General features: G+C 69.1%; 12 protein-coding genes. 9 read left to right on the top strand and 3 right to left on the bottom strand.

Going from position 1 to position 14,960, the window contains the following annotated elements:
• Positions 1–57: 57 nt before the first annotated feature.
• On the bottom strand, positions 58–2,205 hold the full coding sequence (locus tag NQ706_RS10475) for a hypothetical protein (protein WP_038566540.1): 2,148 nt from the start codon (positions 2,203–2,205) through the stop codon (positions 58–60).
• A 58-nt stretch (positions 2,206–2,263) separates the two neighbouring features.
• Here NQ706_RS10475 and NQ706_RS10470 point away from each other — a divergent pair, with 58 nt between their 5' ends.
• Genes NQ706_RS10470 through pheA form a run of 3 tightly spaced genes read left to right on the top strand, consistent with a single transcriptional unit; the run spans position 2,264 to position 4,477 of the window.
• Positions 2,264–2,890 (top strand): TMEM165/GDT1 family protein, encoded by a 627-nt coding sequence (locus NQ706_RS10470; protein ID WP_006946987.1) that lies wholly within the window; start codon positions 2,264–2,266, stop codon positions 2,888–2,890.
• Positions 2,891–2,921: 31 nt separating this feature from the next.
• Positions 2,922–3,356, top strand: a complete 435-nt coding sequence (locus NQ706_RS10465) for a DUF4446 family protein (RefSeq protein WP_038566542.1) — start codon at positions 2,922–2,924, stop codon at positions 3,354–3,356.
• Entirely contained in the window at positions 3,353–4,477 is a 1,125-nt protein-coding gene (pheA, locus tag NQ706_RS10460; protein ID WP_038566544.1) for a prephenate dehydratase, read from the top strand. Before NQ706_RS10465 ends, pheA begins: the two co-directional genes overlap by 4 nt.
• Before the next feature lie 57 nt (positions 4,478–4,534).
• On the opposite strand, the gene NQ706_RS10455 is transcribed toward pheA, so the two are convergent.
• Entirely contained in the window at positions 4,535–5,950 is a 1,416-nt protein-coding gene (locus tag NQ706_RS10455) for a hypothetical protein (RefSeq protein WP_038566545.1), read from the bottom strand.
• A gap of 150 nt (positions 5,951–6,100) precedes the next feature.
• Positions 6,101–7,495, bottom strand: coding sequence for a hypothetical protein (locus NQ706_RS10450; protein WP_038566547.1), 1,395 nt, complete (start codon positions 7,493–7,495; stop codon positions 6,101–6,103).
• Between the two features lie 286 nt (positions 7,496–7,781).
• Between NQ706_RS10450 and NQ706_RS10445 the strand changes: the two genes are divergently transcribed.
• The 6 genes from NQ706_RS10445 to NQ706_RS10420 all read left to right on the top strand — a co-directional run bounded on the left by NQ706_RS10445 (position 7,782) and on the right by NQ706_RS10420 (position 14,924).
• Positions 7,782–8,948, top strand: a complete 1,167-nt coding sequence (locus tag NQ706_RS10445) for an acyl-CoA dehydrogenase family protein (RefSeq protein WP_038566549.1) — start codon at positions 7,782–7,784, stop codon at positions 8,946–8,948.
• 92 nt (positions 8,949–9,040) lie between these two features.
• Complete coding sequence (locus NQ706_RS10440; RefSeq protein ID WP_051805511.1) at positions 9,041–9,505, top strand: GNAT family N-acetyltransferase; 465 nt, start codon at positions 9,041–9,043, stop codon at positions 9,503–9,505.
• A 196-nt stretch (positions 9,506–9,701) separates the two neighbouring features.
• Positions 9,702–10,712: an NADP-dependent oxidoreductase gene (locus tag NQ706_RS10435; protein ID WP_038566551.1), complete on the top strand. Its 1,011-nt coding sequence runs from the start codon at positions 9,702–9,704 to the stop codon at positions 10,710–10,712.
• A gap of 195 nt (positions 10,713–10,907) precedes the next feature.
• Positions 10,908–12,173 carry an FAD-binding protein gene (locus tag NQ706_RS10430; protein WP_038566553.1) on the top strand — a complete coding sequence of 422 codons (1,266 nt, stop codon included), beginning with the start codon at positions 10,908–10,910 and terminating at the stop codon, positions 12,171–12,173.
• A gap of 52 nt (positions 12,174–12,225) precedes the next feature.
• The gene (locus tag NQ706_RS10425; RefSeq protein ID WP_051805513.1) at positions 12,226–13,623 is read left to right on the top strand and encodes an FAD-binding oxidoreductase; all 1,398 of its coding nucleotides are present in this window, start codon (positions 12,226–12,228) and stop codon (positions 13,621–13,623) included.
• Positions 13,620–14,924 carry a cyclopropane-fatty-acyl-phospholipid synthase family protein gene (locus NQ706_RS10420; protein ID WP_038566555.1) on the top strand — a complete coding sequence of 435 codons (1,305 nt, stop codon included), beginning with the start codon at positions 13,620–13,622 and terminating at the stop codon, positions 14,922–14,924. Before NQ706_RS10425 ends, NQ706_RS10420 begins: the two co-directional genes overlap by 4 nt.
• The last annotated feature ends 36 nt before the right edge of the window (positions 14,925–14,960 follow it).

The raw sequence follows: 14,960 nt of genomic DNA, 5'->3' as shown, positions 1-14,960 counted from the left end.
TTCGCCTGCCCGCAACATCCGTTGGATGTGGACGTAAATCGCAGATGGGTACGGCCGTCAACCCTTCACGGCAGGCACGCGAGGGGCTTCGCTCGTGCGCGGCGATCCGAGGCGCGCCGCGACGATGACGAGCAGCGGCATGATGACGAGCGCCCCGGCGGGCGGGATCGAGGTGCCCGAGTCGTTGGCGAGGAATCCGGCGGCGAGCATGATCGTGATGGCGATGAGGCCGTGCCGCATCATGGGCACGCGCACGAGCAGTGGCTTGAGGAAGCGCCCGGGCCCGTCGGGAAACGCGAGCACGACGATGCACACGACGAGCCAGATCGGCACGAACCAGTAGAACCAATGGGTGTTGAGCATGTGCCAGTTTGCGTACAGCACTCGCCTGATCGGGTTGACCTGCCCGTCGCCGACGAGGCCGGCGAAGATGTCGCCGAGGTGTGTGCGCGCACTCTCGCCGCGCAGGTAGTCGAGCCAGCCGATGACGAAGACGAACGCAGCACCGCCCAACGCGGCGAGCAGCAGTCGCGTCAGCGTGATCCGCCACCCGCGAGCACGCATCGCCAGGTAGATGATGGCGGGCACGAACGCTGCCGAGCCGCCACCCTCGTTGCCCCACTGCGGCACCCCGTTGACGAGGATGGCGGGCACGCCGATCGCGAGCACCGTCAGCAATGCGAGCCGCGGCCGTTTCATCGCGCGATAACGCCCCGCGAGCATCGCCGCGACGAACAGGCATGACGTCATGAACAGCGCGTATCCGACGTTGCCCATCCCGAAGAATCGGCCGCCGTACACCGGCTGGAGCCCGAGCACGCTGACGAGCTGTAGCGGCGATCCCTGCACCGCGTCCATCGCGAGCACCAGCGCGGTGCAGGAGGCGACGAAGACGGCAGGGCCGGGCGTCCAGCGACGCCACGGCCCGAGCAGTGCGAGCGCCGCGATGACGACGATGATGACGACGACGCACCCGCCGAGCCACGCCAACGCATGGTCGTGGAGGTACCAGGCGTAGAGGTTCGCCAGGAAGGTTGCCGCCGGCACCGCACCGAGCAGCGCACCCGTCGTCGCCCACCAGCCGCGCGCCACCCGCAGCCGGCGCGTCATGACGGCGCGGGCCGCGGCGTTGCCGTCGGCCACGTCACGTCCGCTCCAGGGCCACCAGCGCGCGCGGACCGACAGCCACGCCCCGATGGTGACGGCGAGCGCGCCGAGGGCCGCGACCCAGACGAAGAACGGCCCGACGAGGTTGCGCTCGGTGCGCAGCAGGGTCTGGGTGTTGCGCACCGAGCGCAGTGCGGCGGGCGTCGAGACGGGTTCGATCGACAGGGGGCGCCCCTCGCCGAGCACCGGCGCGCGGGGGGTGCGTTCGAGGACGAACGCGGAGATGTCGGTCGTCGTGACGATCCCTCGCTGACGCGTCTGGCGTGAGCGCAGCATGCCCGAGCCGACCGTCGGCCCGTCGAGCATGATCGCGCGCGGCGATTCGGGGCGTTCGTCATCGGTGAGGCCGGTGACGAGGACGGTCGTGTCGATGGGTGCCGCGTCGAGCACCTGACGCAGTTGCGCGTCGCTGCGCCCCTCGAGCGAGACGTACGTGACGGGGCACGCGGCGAGGTCAGCGCCGGAGATTCTCGGCCAGTAGTGCGAGACGACGCCCTGACGGTTCGCCGCACCGAGCGTCGCCCGTTCTCCGACGGCGCTGACGCACTGGCCGTCCTTCTCCAGTGTCGAGGTGACGAGCCCCATGCGTGAGGGGATGTTGCGTTTCAGCGCGTCCTTGGCCCACGTGCTCCACTGCGGGTAACGGTAGGTGTGGTGCGTCGCGTCGTACTCGCCTTTCACCGGGGGCGGGCAGAAGTCGTTCGTGCCGGACGCTGCCGCCATCGGCGGGCTGTAGCCGAGCGGGGTGCGTGTACCGGAGCCCAGCGTCACCCATGCCGCGTCGCTGCACGAGTGGTCGCTGATGACGCGGACGAGCTGGTTGCCGACGGCGGCGTGCTGCGACATGTCCCACAGCGTCGGTGTCGTGTCGGGGTTGATGTCGCTCCATGTCAGCCCCGGCATGCCGACGACGACGAGGTTGCCCGGCTGCGCGCGATGCGTGGGGGAGGTGTCGGACTTGGCGACGGAGATGCCCACGGCGAGCGCCGCGAACGTCACGGCGGCGACGAGAGCAGTCACGAGCCACCGACGGAACATCGCTCAAGCGTAGTCGCTGATCCTGGATCCTCGCTGCGACCCGGTAGGCTCGTGGCCCGTGGATCTCGCTCTCGCCCTGACCGTCTTCGCGACGCTGTTCCTCGTCGAACTTCCCGACAAGACCTTCATCGCGACGCTCGTGCTCGCGACGAAATATCGGCCGCTGTACGTGTGGATCGGCGTCGCGTCCGCGTTCGCGGTGCAGACGGTCGTCGCCGTGTTGTTCGGCCGCGCCCTCACCCTGCTGCCGGAGAAGCCGGTGCACGCCGTCGTCGCGCTGCTGTTCCTCGTCGCCGGTTTCGTGCTGATCAAGGGCGCGAAGGAGGCCGATGAGGGTGAGGCGGAGGCCGAGGAGGAGTTCGGTGCCAAGGCCAAGCCGGCCGAGGGGCTCAAGGCGATTGGGGCGAGCTTCCTCATCCTGTTCCTCGCCGAGTGGGGCGACCTGAGCCAGCTCGCGACCGCCGGTTTCGTCGCGCGTGGCGGCAACCCCTGGCTCGTCGGCCTGTCGGCGTTCCTCGCGCTCGCCCTGGTCTCGGCGCTGGGCGCCGTCGCCGGAAAGGCGCTGCTCAAGCGGCTCAGCCTCTCCGCCATCCGCACCGCCGGTGGCGTCGTGTGCCTGCTGTTCGCGGCGCTCATGGTGGCCGCCCTCGCCGGCGTCGAATTCCCGGCCTGGGTGCCGGTCTGATCGACCACGCCCGGTTGCATAGGCTGACGTCGTGATCGCCGTCGCTCTCGCCGTCGCAGTGTGTGCTCTCCTGCTCGCCGGGTGGGCGCTCGTGCAGGTCCGCGCGAGCGAGGCCCGCCTCGCGACCATCATCGGTGACGACGACGGCGGCCCGCGCCAGGTGGCGCGCGACATCGCCGCTGCTCGAACCGAACTCGCCGCAGCCCGCGCCGATTCGGGACGCGCGCTCAAGCACGTCGCAGTCGTCCGCTACGACGCGTTCGGCGACATGGCGGGTCAGCTGTCGTTCTCGGCGGCCCTCGTCGATGACGCCGGTGACGGTCTCGTCATCTCGTCGATCCACGGGCGCGCCGAGTCACGCACGTACGCCAAGAGTGTCGAAGCAGGCGCGAGTTCGAGCGAGCTCACGCCCGAGGAGAAGCAGGCGGTCGCCGCGGCGCGCGCCGGTGAGGGGAATGCCCGATGACGCACGACGAACCGACCTACGGCTACCTCGGCCCTGCCGGCACGTTCACGCAGGCTGCGCTGCGGGGGTGGCTCGAGCAGCAGAGGCGTGACACCGCCGGAGCGGTGCGTCCCGCCAGTGACGAGGGGGCGGACGCGACCACGCCTGCCGCGGGTGCTTCGACCCCCGGTGAGGCGAGTTCGCACCAGACTCCCAGCTCGTCCGGCGCCCCAACCGCGACGGACGACCTCGTCGCGGCTGCCCTGGAACGCTCGGTCCCGTTCGCGACCGTCCCGGCCGCGCTCGACGCGGTGCGTTCGGGTGGCGTCGACGGCGTCATGGTGCCGATCGAGAACAGCGTCGAGGGTGGCGTGAGCTCCACGCTGGACGCCCTCAACGCGGGAGCCGGCGCACCCACGGACTCGCAGTTGCTGCTCGTCGGTGAGGTGCTCGTGCCGATCACGTTCGTCCTCGCGGCCCGCCCGGGCACGCGCGCCGAGCAAATCACGGGCGTCGGGTCGCACTCGCACGCGTGGCCGCAGGTGCGCGGCTGGATGGCGTCGAACCTGCCACAGGCGACCTACGTGCCGACGCTTTCGACGGCCGCCGCCGCGCAGAGCCTCGCCGATGACGCCGCAGAGAACTTCCAGGCTGCCGTGTGCGCGCCGATGGCCGCCGACGTATTCGGCCTCGAGACCCTCGCCACGCACATCGGCGACAACGCGGGCGCCGTCACCCGATTCGTCCTCGTGACGAAGGCCCGCGACGCCGCGGGCCGCCCCCGCACCCCCGCGCCGACGGGCCACGACAAGACGACGCTCGTGCTCTACCAGCACGCCGACCGCGCCGGGGGGCTGCTCGAACTGCTCGAGCAGTTCGCGACGCGTGGCATCAGCATGTCGCGCCTCGAATCGCGTCCGACGGGCGAGGCGATGGGCAGCTACTGCTTCTCGCTCGACATCGAGGGGCACATCGCGTCCGAACGTGTCGGGGAGGCGCTCATGGGGCTCAAGCGCGTGGCCGCCGACGTGCGTTATCTCGGCTCGTACGCGCGCGCCGACAAGCGTCCCGTCGACGTCACGCCCGAGACGAGCGACGAGGCCTTCGCCGACGCCCGCGCGTGGTTGCACGCGCTGCGCTGAGGGCCGTCCGCCTGAACGGGGTCTCCTCGTCGCAGGGCGCCGCGCGTCAGTCGCCCGTCAGTGCAGCGTGCGGTGACGCGACTCGACGAACGGCGCGTCGTGGTCGGCGAGCCAGCGCAGCACCTGCGGTGCGACCTGCGGTTCGGTGCGCGCGAGTCGCTCGTGCAGTTCGGTGAGGTCGAGGCGCACGCCCAGCTCGTCGAGCCTGCGCAGGATCGTCAGCGTCATCTCGAACACCAGCGCCCAGCGGTCCTCGGCCTCGGGCGTGAAGGCGTAGTCAATGCGCCGGATGCGCGGGTTGTCCTGCACGCGCTCGAACCGTGCGTCGAGTTCGGCGCGCGTCGCGCGCGTGCGGGCGACGGCGGCGTCGAGCTCCTCCGGAGAGACGGGGTCGAGGCGGCTCGCCGGGTGCTCGGCGGCGTGACGCAGGGAAGCATCGTCCTCGCGCACGTAGAAGTGCAGCAGCTGGCTCGTCACGCGGCCCTGCGCGTCGCCGAACGGCGCATGGTCGTTCGCCGGCGGAACGACGGCGCTGTGGTGCGTCCACACGCGACACAGCGGGGTCGCGGCGTAGAGGAAGTTGTCATGGATGTCGGCGCGCAGCGGTTCCGCCGCATAGGGGTCGCTCACCAGCTCGCGGGCGAGCTCACGCGTCGTCGTGAAGCCGTAGCCGAGCACCATCGCGACGATGTCGCCCACGTCGTCGGGCCACGGCGTCGTCGTGACGGACGTGATGGCAATGGCGGGCAGGCCGACGTGGGGGCGATCCACCGCGCTCGTGCGCGGGCAGCCGACGTGCTGCACGGCCCAGGCGGCGTAGGCGTCGGGGTTGGGCTGCAGGCTCGTGTCGGCGAAGCGCGGTGCGCGTCGACTGCGGACGGCGAACGCGTCGTGCAGCGCGTCATGGACGAGGGGGTACTGGTTCGGTTGCGGCGCGGTGGCCTCGGCGCCCTGGGCGCGTAGGTCGATGCGGTCGGAGACGTGCATCGGGTAGCCGCGCGGGCCCTCGAAGACGGGCAGGACGGCGGCGCCGAGCCCCGACGCGGCGGCCGCGCGCACGACGTTGACGGCGCCCTCGTCAGCAGTGATCGCCGTCAGGGTGCTCTGGGCCTCGGCGATCTTGGCGCGCACCGTCTGCAGCCGGTAGGCGGCCTCGATGAGCTCGGCGTTCTCGGGGGCGGGGTCGAGGATGCCCATGACGCGCGGCAGGTGCGTCGGGTCGTAGGTGGCGCGGCCGGTGGGGTCGCTGCTCATGCCGAGGATGCGTCCGATGACCTTGAGCGTCATCAGGGGCGGTGACGTCGAGTGCCGCCAGCGCTTGATGATCTGCTCGTCGACGGGTGCGCTCAGACCGCTGGAGGGCAGGTCTGCGTTGATCGCCTCGGCGAGCGCCTTGTTCGTGAAGCGGCGCATTTCCATCCAGTGCTTGAGTTCGCTGCGGAAGATCTCCCAGCTGGAGTCGTGCGCTGCCATCGTCGGTGGTCCCCTCGTGAGCGTGCCCGTGTCCGACGCGGGCGCATGCCGTGGCTTCCGGCCAGTGTAGGAAGGCGCGGCTCGCTTGGCCGCGCACCAAGTCGGTTGTCCGACCTGTGAACAGAAATCTTCGCTTGACCTCGTCAGACCCTAATTCGACCAGGACGAAAATTTCGGGTTGACCAGGGGGCACTCGTGGTCGGCCAGCCACCGCAGCAAGGAGGGGGCGATGTCCGGTTCGTCTCGCATCAACCGATCATGCACGGCGTCGAGGCCGTCGGTGCGCTCGACGCCGAGCTCGGCGAGAAAGCGCGTCGCGGCCAGCGCCGCGCCGAGGGCGTTCTCCCACCGCTGCGCCGACGTCTCGGCGAACGGTGTCGGCACGAGCAGGGTGCGTCGTCGCACGTGCGCGAGCGCGCCGCTGTGCAGGCGGGCCTCGACGGTGGACGCGGTGGTCTCCGTCAGCGTCAGAGCCTCCTCGGCGCTCATGCCGAGCTGCCCGCCGAGCCATTCGGACGTCCACTCGATGAGCCGGTGATCCTCGACGAGTCGGATGTGCACGAGGCCGGGCGAGCCGGTTCCGTCGGCTGCGGCCCACGGCGAGTTCGGGTTGTCCTCGGGCACCATGACGCTGTGGTGCGACCACACGTGGTGCGACGGCGGGCGCGCGACGAACTGATCGTGCACCTCGCTGCGCAGCGCGTCCGTCGCGATCGGGTTGCGCGTCAGCTCACGCGCGATCTCGCGGGTCGAGACGAAGCCGTAGCCGAGCAACCACGCGATGATGCCGCCCACGTCGTCGGCCCACGCACTCGTCGTCGAGGCGGTGACGGCGATCGCCGGCGCGGCGGGGTGGATGGCCTTGCCGTTGCGCATCGAGGGGCGGCCGATGAGCTGGATCGCCCAGTGCGATTGTTCAGCCAGATCATCAGGCTGGGTGCTGAATCGTGGATGGCGGGTGCCCGGCACGGCGGCGTTGGCGACGAGCGCGGCGAGCATCTCCTCGTTCTCCTCGACGGCAGGGATGTCGTCGCGCGGGGTGCGGAAGTCGATGCGGTCGGCGACGTGCATCGGATAGCCGACCGGCCCCTCCCAGACGGGGAAGACGGCCGCGGCGTACCCATGCGAAAGCGCCGTCTGGACGAGCTGGCCGGCGCCGGTTCGCGCGGCGTGGCGGCTCAGCTGGCCGCGCACCTCACTGAGGCGCAGGCGAAGCTCCTGCAGACGCAGGCTCGTGTCGAGAAGTTCCTGGGCCGGCGCTGCGGGCGCGAGCAGGCCCATGCGACGCAGGATGAACGCGGAATCGTAGGGAGCCTGACCGCTCGGATCGTCGCTCATCGTGAGCAGGGACGCGATGTGACGCACGACTTCGAGGGGCGGTGACGTGGAGTGGCGCCATCGCTTGACGACGTGCTCGTCGAACGGCTGGTCGACGGTGAGTTCGTTGAGGCGAGCGGCGAGGGCTCTGCTCGTCATCCCCCGAAGCTCCATCCAGTGGCGGAACTCCTCGCGGAACGCCTCCCACCCGGCGTCATGGCTGGCCATGCAGCAGCTCCTCGTTCTCGGTTGCGCTTTCCCCCGTGCGCGGCGCTGCGGCGGCTCGCGCGGGTCTGTCGTCCGCCACCACCCGGTTGGACGTCAGACCCACTACGCGTGTCGTATTTCACCACTCGCGTTCGATAAAGCGTACCTGACGGTCAACATAGATGCAGGGTCACTGGCCCCTTCGGGTGAAGGAGCCGGTGCGACGGGCAGTGAATGAGACGCGCCCGCAGCGCCAAGGTTGTTGTGATGTGGGGGACACTGGTGGAACCGACGAAAGGAAAGACCCATGGGCCCGGCCGCACCCCTGCCGTACCGCTCGCCGTGGATGGACGACGAACTGGAAGACCTCCAGCGTCTCGCCGCCACGTTCAGCCGCGAGATCTTCGCGAACATCGACCGCTACAGCGAACAGCACCAGGTCGATCGTGACGTCTGGACGAAGGCGGGTGAGCTGGGCCTGCTCGGCCTGTCGGTGCCAGAGGACTACGGCGGCAGCGGCGCGACGTTCGCGCACGAGGCCGTCGTCGCCATCGAGCAGGCGAAGGCCGGTGACGACTCGTGGGGCTTCGTCGTCCACGCCATCATCGTGACGCACTACATCGTCGCCTACGGCACCGAGGAGCAGAAGCGCAAGTGGCTGCCGAAGCTGTGCTCCGGCGAATGGGTCGGCGCCATCGGCATGACGGAACCCGGCGCGGGCTCCGACCTCAAGCGCGTCTCGACGCGCGCGGTGCGCGACGGCGACGAGTTCATCATCAACGGCTCGAAGACGTTCATCACGAACGCCGGTCACGCCGACCTCATCGTCCTCGTGGCCCGCACCTGCGAGCGTGACAAGGCCGCCGGGCACAAGGGCATCTCGCTCATCGTGCTCGAGACGGCCGACCTCGACGGTTTCGAGCGCGGGCGCGTGCTGCAGAAGATCGGCCAGCACGGTCAGGACACGCGCGAACTGCACTTCACCGACATGCGCGTACCCGTCGCGAATCTGCTCGGCGAGGAAGGGCGCGGTTTCTACCACCTCATGGAGCAGCTGCCGCAGGAGCGCCTCGGCCTCGCGTGCACCGCCGTCGGATCGGCGGAGCTGGCCGTGAAGCTCGGGGTCGAGCACGCGAAGTCGCGTGAACTGTTCGACGGCACGCTGATGGACCTGCAGAACACGCGCTTCGTGCTCGCCGAGTGCTCGACGGACGTGCTCGCCGCCCGCACCCTGCTCGATCACTGCATCATGCTGCACATGGAGGGCAAGCTCGACTCGGCCACCGCCTCGCGAGCGAAATACTGGACGACGGACGTGCAGTGCAATGTCATCGACCGCGTCCTGCAGCTGTTCGGCGGCTACGGCTTCATGCTCGAGTACCCCATCGCGAAGATGTACGCCGGTGCGCGCATCCAGAAGATCTACGGCGGCGCCAACGAGGTGATGAAGGAACTCATCGCCCGCTCGTTGTGACCTGACGCCCGCAGAGCGGTTCGTCGAGTCCCGGCGAACCGCTCTGCGGTGCCCAGAGGCCGCGGGCGTGCGCGATTGGGCAAGATGAAGGCGTGAACATCGATATCGCACATGCCATGCCTGGGGACGTCGAGGATTTCGTCGATCTGTTCGAGCAGTACCGCAGCTTCTGCGGCAAGGCGCCAACGCCAGACGCGCGGACGTTTCTGGCCGAGCGCATCGAGACGGGGCAGACGCTCGTCCTCGGCGCCCGGGACAGCGTGGGCGTCGTCGGGTTCGCGCAGGTCTACCGCGCGTTCGACTCGATCCACCTCACTCACGACTGGGTGATCGCCGACCTGTTCGTCGACGGAGCCGCACGCGGACGCCGCGTCGGCGGGTCGCTGCTCGAAGCGGTACTCGACGGTGCCCGTGAGAACGGTGCGCACCACGTTCGCGTCAGCACTCAGAGCAACAACGCCTACGCGCACCGCCTGTACGAATCGCATGGCTTCGAACAGCTAGACACCACGGGCGCGACGGTCTACTACCAGCTGAAACTGCGCGACCACCACTGACGCGCTGCGTCCCTGAAGGCCCGCCCCTCCGCGATTGTCGTCCCCATCTGCGATTCGGCCATCTTCGCAAGCGGCGTCCTCATCCGCGATTTCGGTCACATTCGCCCTTGAATCGACCGTCGTGGACCGTGGATACGCAGGGGGCTTCGACCGGCTCGGTTGGAGCGTTGTCGGTGGCCCGTGGCAATGTGAGGGCATGACGACTTCTCAGATGATCGTGCTCGCATCGCGCCCCCATGGCGCGCCCACCTCCGACAACTTCCGCCTCGAGACGCGGGAACTCCCCGCCCTCAGCGACGGCGAACTGCTCGTGCGCAACACCGTCATGAGCGTCGACCCGTACATGCGTGGCCGCATGAACGACGTGAAGTCCTACGTCCCGCCGTTCCAGATCGACGAGCCCCTCGACGGCGGCGCGGTCGGCGAGGTCGTCGAATCCCGCGCTGAGGGTTTCGCGGAGGGTGACCTCGTCCTCCATGGCCTCGGCTGGCGCGACATGGCCGTCGTGCCCGCGAAGGCGGCACGCAAGGTCTCGACGAACGTCGGTGGCGCGCAGGTGTCGCCGTCCGCCTACCTGGGCGCGCTCGGCATGCCCGGCATCACAGCGTACGGCGGGCTCATGCGCGTCGGTGAATTCCACTCCGGCGACGCGGTGTTCGTTTCCGGCGCGGCCGGTGCCGTCGGCTCGCTCGTCGGTCAGATCGCGAAACTCGAGGGTGCGTCCCGCGTCATCGGTTCGGCGGGCTCCGCACAGAAGATCGCGCGTCTCGAGGAGCTCGGTTTCGACGCCGCCTTCAACTACAAGGACGGTGACGTCCGCGGCCTGCTCAAGAACGCCGCGCCGGACGGCATCGACGTCTACTTCGACAACGTCGGGGGCGACCACCTCGAGGCGGCCATCTCGTCGATGAACACCCACGGGCGCATCGCGATGTGCGGCGCCATCGCGCAGTACAACTCGACGGAGCCGCCCGCCGCGCCGCGCAACCTCGCGCTCGTCATCGGCAAGCGCATCACGATCCGCGGGTTCATCCAGAGCGACTTCCGCGACCTCGTGCCCGAGTTCCAGCAGAAGATGGCGACGTGGCTCGCCGATGGCTCGGTTCAGTGGGACGAGACGGTCGTCGAGGGCCTGGAGAACGCGCCGCAGGCGTTCATGGACCTGCTGAACGGCGCCAACACCGGCAAGATGGTCGTCTCGATCTGATCGTTCGACTCCCGTCGCGCCACGCCCCGCAGGGCGGCGCATGCGACGTGAGATCCAACTGCGTCACCAACGTCCGGGTGAGTCAGTCCTGACTGACTCACCCGGACACGAGAGTGACTCACTCGCCGGTAGACCCAGCACCCCGGCCTCGAGCACCCAGGGCGAGCGCCGTCGGGCGGGTATAACGTTGGGGGGATGAGCGCGCTCCCTTCCACGAACTGGGCCGGCACCGTCGTCTTCGAAGCACGCGAGCGATACGCGCCGCGGACAACGTCGCAGGTGCAGGATGCGGTCTGCCGGGCAGCGGCCGACGGTGGGCGGCTGAGGGTGGTCGGCACCGGCCACAGCTTCAACGACATCGCCGACACAGACGGCGTGCAGCTCAGCCTCCTCGACCTCGAGCGTCGCATCGACCTCGACGAGGACGCACGCTGCGTCACCATCGACGGCGGCGCCACGTATGCGCAGGTCAACGCCGTTCTCGCGCAGCGTGGTTGGGCGTTCGAGAACCTTGCGTCACTGCCGCACATCACCGTCGCCGGGGCCATCGCGACGGCGACGCATGGCTCCGGATGGGAGCGTCCGAGCCTCGCGTCTGCGGTGCGTTCGCTCACCCACGTCACCGCTGCGGGCGAGCTGCACACGATGACGCGCGGCGAACCCGGGTTCGAGCACTATCCCGTGCATCTCGGTCTGTTCGGGCCCGTCGTCGAGTTGATCCTCGACGTCGTGCCCGCGTTCGACATCGCAACGACGGTGTACGAAGGGCTCGAATACGACACCCTCGTCGACCATCTCGACGACCTGACGCGCCCGCTCTACTCGTTCAGCATCGCCCCCGACTGGAGCGACGGCGGTCGGGCGTTGCTCTTCGCCAAGCGTCCGCGCGGCGTCGATGCTCCGGCGCAGCTCGCCGGCGCCCGCGCCGCCACGAGCCCTCGTCACCCGAGCCCAGGCGCTGATCCCGTCGCGGTGACTGAGCAGCTCGGTGTTCACGGGCCGAGCGCCGAACGGCTGACTCACTTCCGCAGCGACTTCACCCCCAGCGTCGGCGACGAGGTGCAGAGCGAGTACTTTGTTTCACGTGAAACGGTCGCGGACGCCCTGCGAGCGCTGCCACGGTTCGCCGACGTCTTCGCCCGCCTCGCGCATTCGATGGAGATCCGCGCCGTCGCCGGCGACAGCCTCAGTGCGAGCCCGTTCGCCACAGGCGAGATGCTCGCCATCCACCTCACCTGGCGCCGCGACCCGGACGCCGTCCGCCGTGAACTGCCGGCCCTCGAAGCTGCACTTGGCCACCCGCGCCCGCACTGGGGCAAGCTGCACGCGGCACCGCCACAGCAGCTCAGCGAACAGTTCCCCGGACTGCATGCCCTCGACGGCGAGGCGCGTCGGCATGACCCGTCCGGCATGTTCCGCAACGCCTGGGTCGAGCGGTTGCTCGGGAATGAGCCGGCCTGATTTGGTGCTGCAACCGGGGCAGGCGTAATTTCCTGAGACGTGGAGAGCATAGATGTTCGATAAGAAAAAACAGCCCAGTGTGGAACCGGCCGGTGAGGCCGCTCACGCCTCTGCCGTCGCGCAGTTGAGGGCCTCCTTCGAAGCCATCCCCGCCGGCGCCACGGTGCGCCTCGCGAAGAAGACCTCGAACCTCTTCCGTCCGCGTGAGAAAGCGAAGGTAGGCCTCGACGTCAGCGGCCTCACGGGCGTCATCAGCATCGACGCCGACGCTCGCACGGCCGACGTCCAGGGCATGTGCACGTACGAGAACCTCGTCGACGCCACGCTCGAGCACGGCCTCATGCCGCTCGTCGTCCCGCAGTTGCGCACGATCACCCTCGGCGGCGCCGTCACCGGCCTCGGCATCGAGTCGACGTCGTTCAAGAACGGACTGCCGCACGAGTCCGTCCTCGAGATGGACATCCTCACCGGCACCGGCGAGCTGCTCACCGCCTCGCCGACCAACGAGCACGCCGACCTCTTCCGCGCCTTCCCCAACAGCTACGGCAGCCTGGGCTACGCGACGCGTCTGCGCATCGAACTGCAGCCGATCGGTGACCTCGTCGAGACGCGCAACGTGCGGTTCGCGAGCGTCGCAGCCATGACGCGAGCGATCGACGCCATCGTCGAGACCCGCGAGTGGCAAGGCGAACGCGTCGACGGCCTCGACGGCATGATCGTCAGCAAGGACGAGGCCTATCTCGTGCTCGCCAACTTCTTCCCCGAGACGCGCCGCCGCCCGAGCGACTACACGGGGCAGAACATCTTCTACAAGAGCATCAGTGAGCTCGACCGCGACACGTTGAGCGCGCACGACTACATCTGGCGTTGGGACACCGACTGGTTCTGGTGCTCCGACGCGTTCTTCGCACAGAACCCGAAGGTGCGACGCGTGTGGCCGCGCAAGTACCGTCGCAGCGACTTCTACCACCGCATCGTCGGGTGGGAGAACCGCTGGGGCTTCGCCGCGAAGATCGACGAGATGCGCGGCGAACTGCCGCGCGAGCGCGTCGTGCAGGACGTCGAGGTGCCCCTCGAACAGCTCGAGACGTTCATGCCGTGGTTCGACGAGCACGTCGGCATGACGCCCGTGTGGGTGTGCCCGCTGCGCCTGCGCGGCGACGACGCGTGGCCGCTGTACCAGCTCGAACCGAACCGCACGTACGTCAACGTCGGGTTCTGGGGCACCGTCGCCATCACCCCCGGGCGGTCTGACGGCGACGTCAACCGCGACATCGAGGCCGTGCTGCCGACGATGGACGGCCACAAGTCGCTCTATTCCGACGTCTACTACGACGCCGAGACGTTCGAAGAGCTGTACGGCGCAGCCGAATACCGCCGCATGAAGACGAAGTACGACCCGCAGGGCCGCCTTCCTGAGTTCGCTGACAAGATGAGGACGCACGCATGAGCCAGACCACGACCGCCACCCCCCTCGTCGCCCAGGCCGTCCAGGCCGTGTTGGAGGAGCCGTTGCCCTTCCGCATCACGGCGTACGACGGCACCGACATCGGCCCGCGCGACAGCGACATCGCCGTGCGTGTCGAGAGCGAGGAGGGGCTGCGCTACCTCCTCAGCGCCCCTGGCGATCTCGGCCTCGCCCGCGCCTATCTGACGGGCACGCTGACCGGCACCGGTTTCCACCCTGGTGACCCCTACGAGGTGTTCAGCCGCATCAAGCGTGACGTGCGCACGAAGCAGCTGACGCCGAAGGGCGTCGCGTCGGCGCTCGCGCCCGTCGTCAAGCAGCTGGGGCCGAAGGCGTTCGTCCACCCGCCGCTGCCCGAGGTCGAGAACGAGCCCCGCTGGAAGCGCCACCTCGCCAAGGTGAACCCGGTGCGTCGCGCCGCCGACTCGATCAAGCACCACTATGACGTCTCGAACGCGTTCTACGAGAAGGTGCTCGGTGACTCGATGGCCTACACGTGTGCCGTGTTCGACACGCCGGACGACACCCTCGAGGAAGCGCAGGAGCGCAAGTTCGCCCTCGTTGCCGACAAGCTCGACCTGCAGCCCGGCCAACGGCTGCTCGACGTCGGCTGCGGCTGGGGCGGCATGACGATGCACGCCGCTCGCGAGCGCGGCGTCCACGTCATAGGCGTCACCCTGAGCAAGGAGCAGGCCGAGTGGGGTCAGCGCGCCGTGCGTGAGGCGGGCCTCGAGAGCCTCGTCGAGATCCGCCACGGCGACTACCGCGAGGTCACCGAGACGGGCTTCGACGCCGTCAGCTCGATCGGCCTCACGGAGCACATCGGCGTGAAGAACTACGCCAACTACTTCTCGTTCTTGCACTCGAAGCTGCGCGACGGTGGCCGCCTGCTCAACCACTGCATCACGCGTCGCGACGACACGGCATCGGCCAAGCCGGAGCCGTTCACCGATCGCTATGTCTTCCCCGACGGCGAGCTCGCCTCGCCGGGGCGGCTCATCAGTGAGTGCCACGACGCCGGTTTCGAGGTTCAGCACGACGAGAACCTGCGCCTGTCGTACGCCCTGACGCTGCGCGACTGGTGCCGCAACCTCGAGGCGAACTGGGATTTCTGCGTCGCCGAGGCGGGCCTGCCGACCGCGAAGGTGTGGGGCATCTACATGGCCGGTTCACGCCTCGGGTTCGAGGAGGGCTGGCTGCACCTGCACCAGGTGCTCGCCACGAAGACGACCGACAACGGCGACAACGGCGGCTACCCGCTGGGCTCGCACTGGGCACCCTGAGCTCTCACTGGCGGTGCTGAGCGGCTGCCCGTTGCC

The organism is Dermacoccus sp. BD5, from assembly GCF_044878485.1.
GTDB lineage: Bacteria > Actinomycetota > Actinomycetes > Actinomycetales > Dermatophilaceae > Dermacoccus > Dermacoccus nishinomiyaensis.
This window is presented reverse-complemented; position numbering and strand designations above follow the sequence as displayed.

Bases quoted from the DNA above. Each gene is read 5' to 3' on its own strand.
- NQ706_RS10475 (WP_038566540.1), bottom strand. From the start codon at position 2,205: ATGTTCCGTCGGTGGCTCGTGACTGCTCTCGTCGCCGCCGTGACGTTC.
- pheA (WP_038566544.1), top strand. From the start codon at position 3,353: ATGACGCACGACGAACCGACCTACGGCTACCTCGGCCCTGCCGGCACG.
- NQ706_RS10455 (WP_038566545.1), bottom strand. From the start codon at position 5,950: ATGGCAGCGCACGACTCCAGCTGGGAGATCTTCCGCAGCGAACTCAAG.
- NQ706_RS10450 (WP_038566547.1), bottom strand. From the start codon at position 7,495: ATGGCCAGCCATGACGCCGGGTGGGAGGCGTTCCGCGAGGAGTTCCGC.
- NQ706_RS10445 (WP_038566549.1), top strand. From the start codon at position 7,782: ATGGGCCCGGCCGCACCCCTGCCGTACCGCTCGCCGTGGATGGACGAC.
- NQ706_RS10435 (WP_038566551.1), top strand. From the start codon at position 9,702: ATGACGACTTCTCAGATGATCGTGCTCGCATCGCGCCCCCATGGCGCG.
- NQ706_RS10430 (WP_038566553.1), top strand. From the start codon at position 10,908: ATGAGCGCGCTCCCTTCCACGAACTGGGCCGGCACCGTCGTCTTCGAA.
- NQ706_RS10425 (WP_051805513.1), top strand. From the start codon at position 12,226: ATGTTCGATAAGAAAAAACAGCCCAGTGTGGAACCGGCCGGTGAGGCC.
- NQ706_RS10420 (WP_038566555.1), top strand. From the start codon at position 13,620: ATGAGCCAGACCACGACCGCCACCCCCCTCGTCGCCCAGGCCGTCCAG.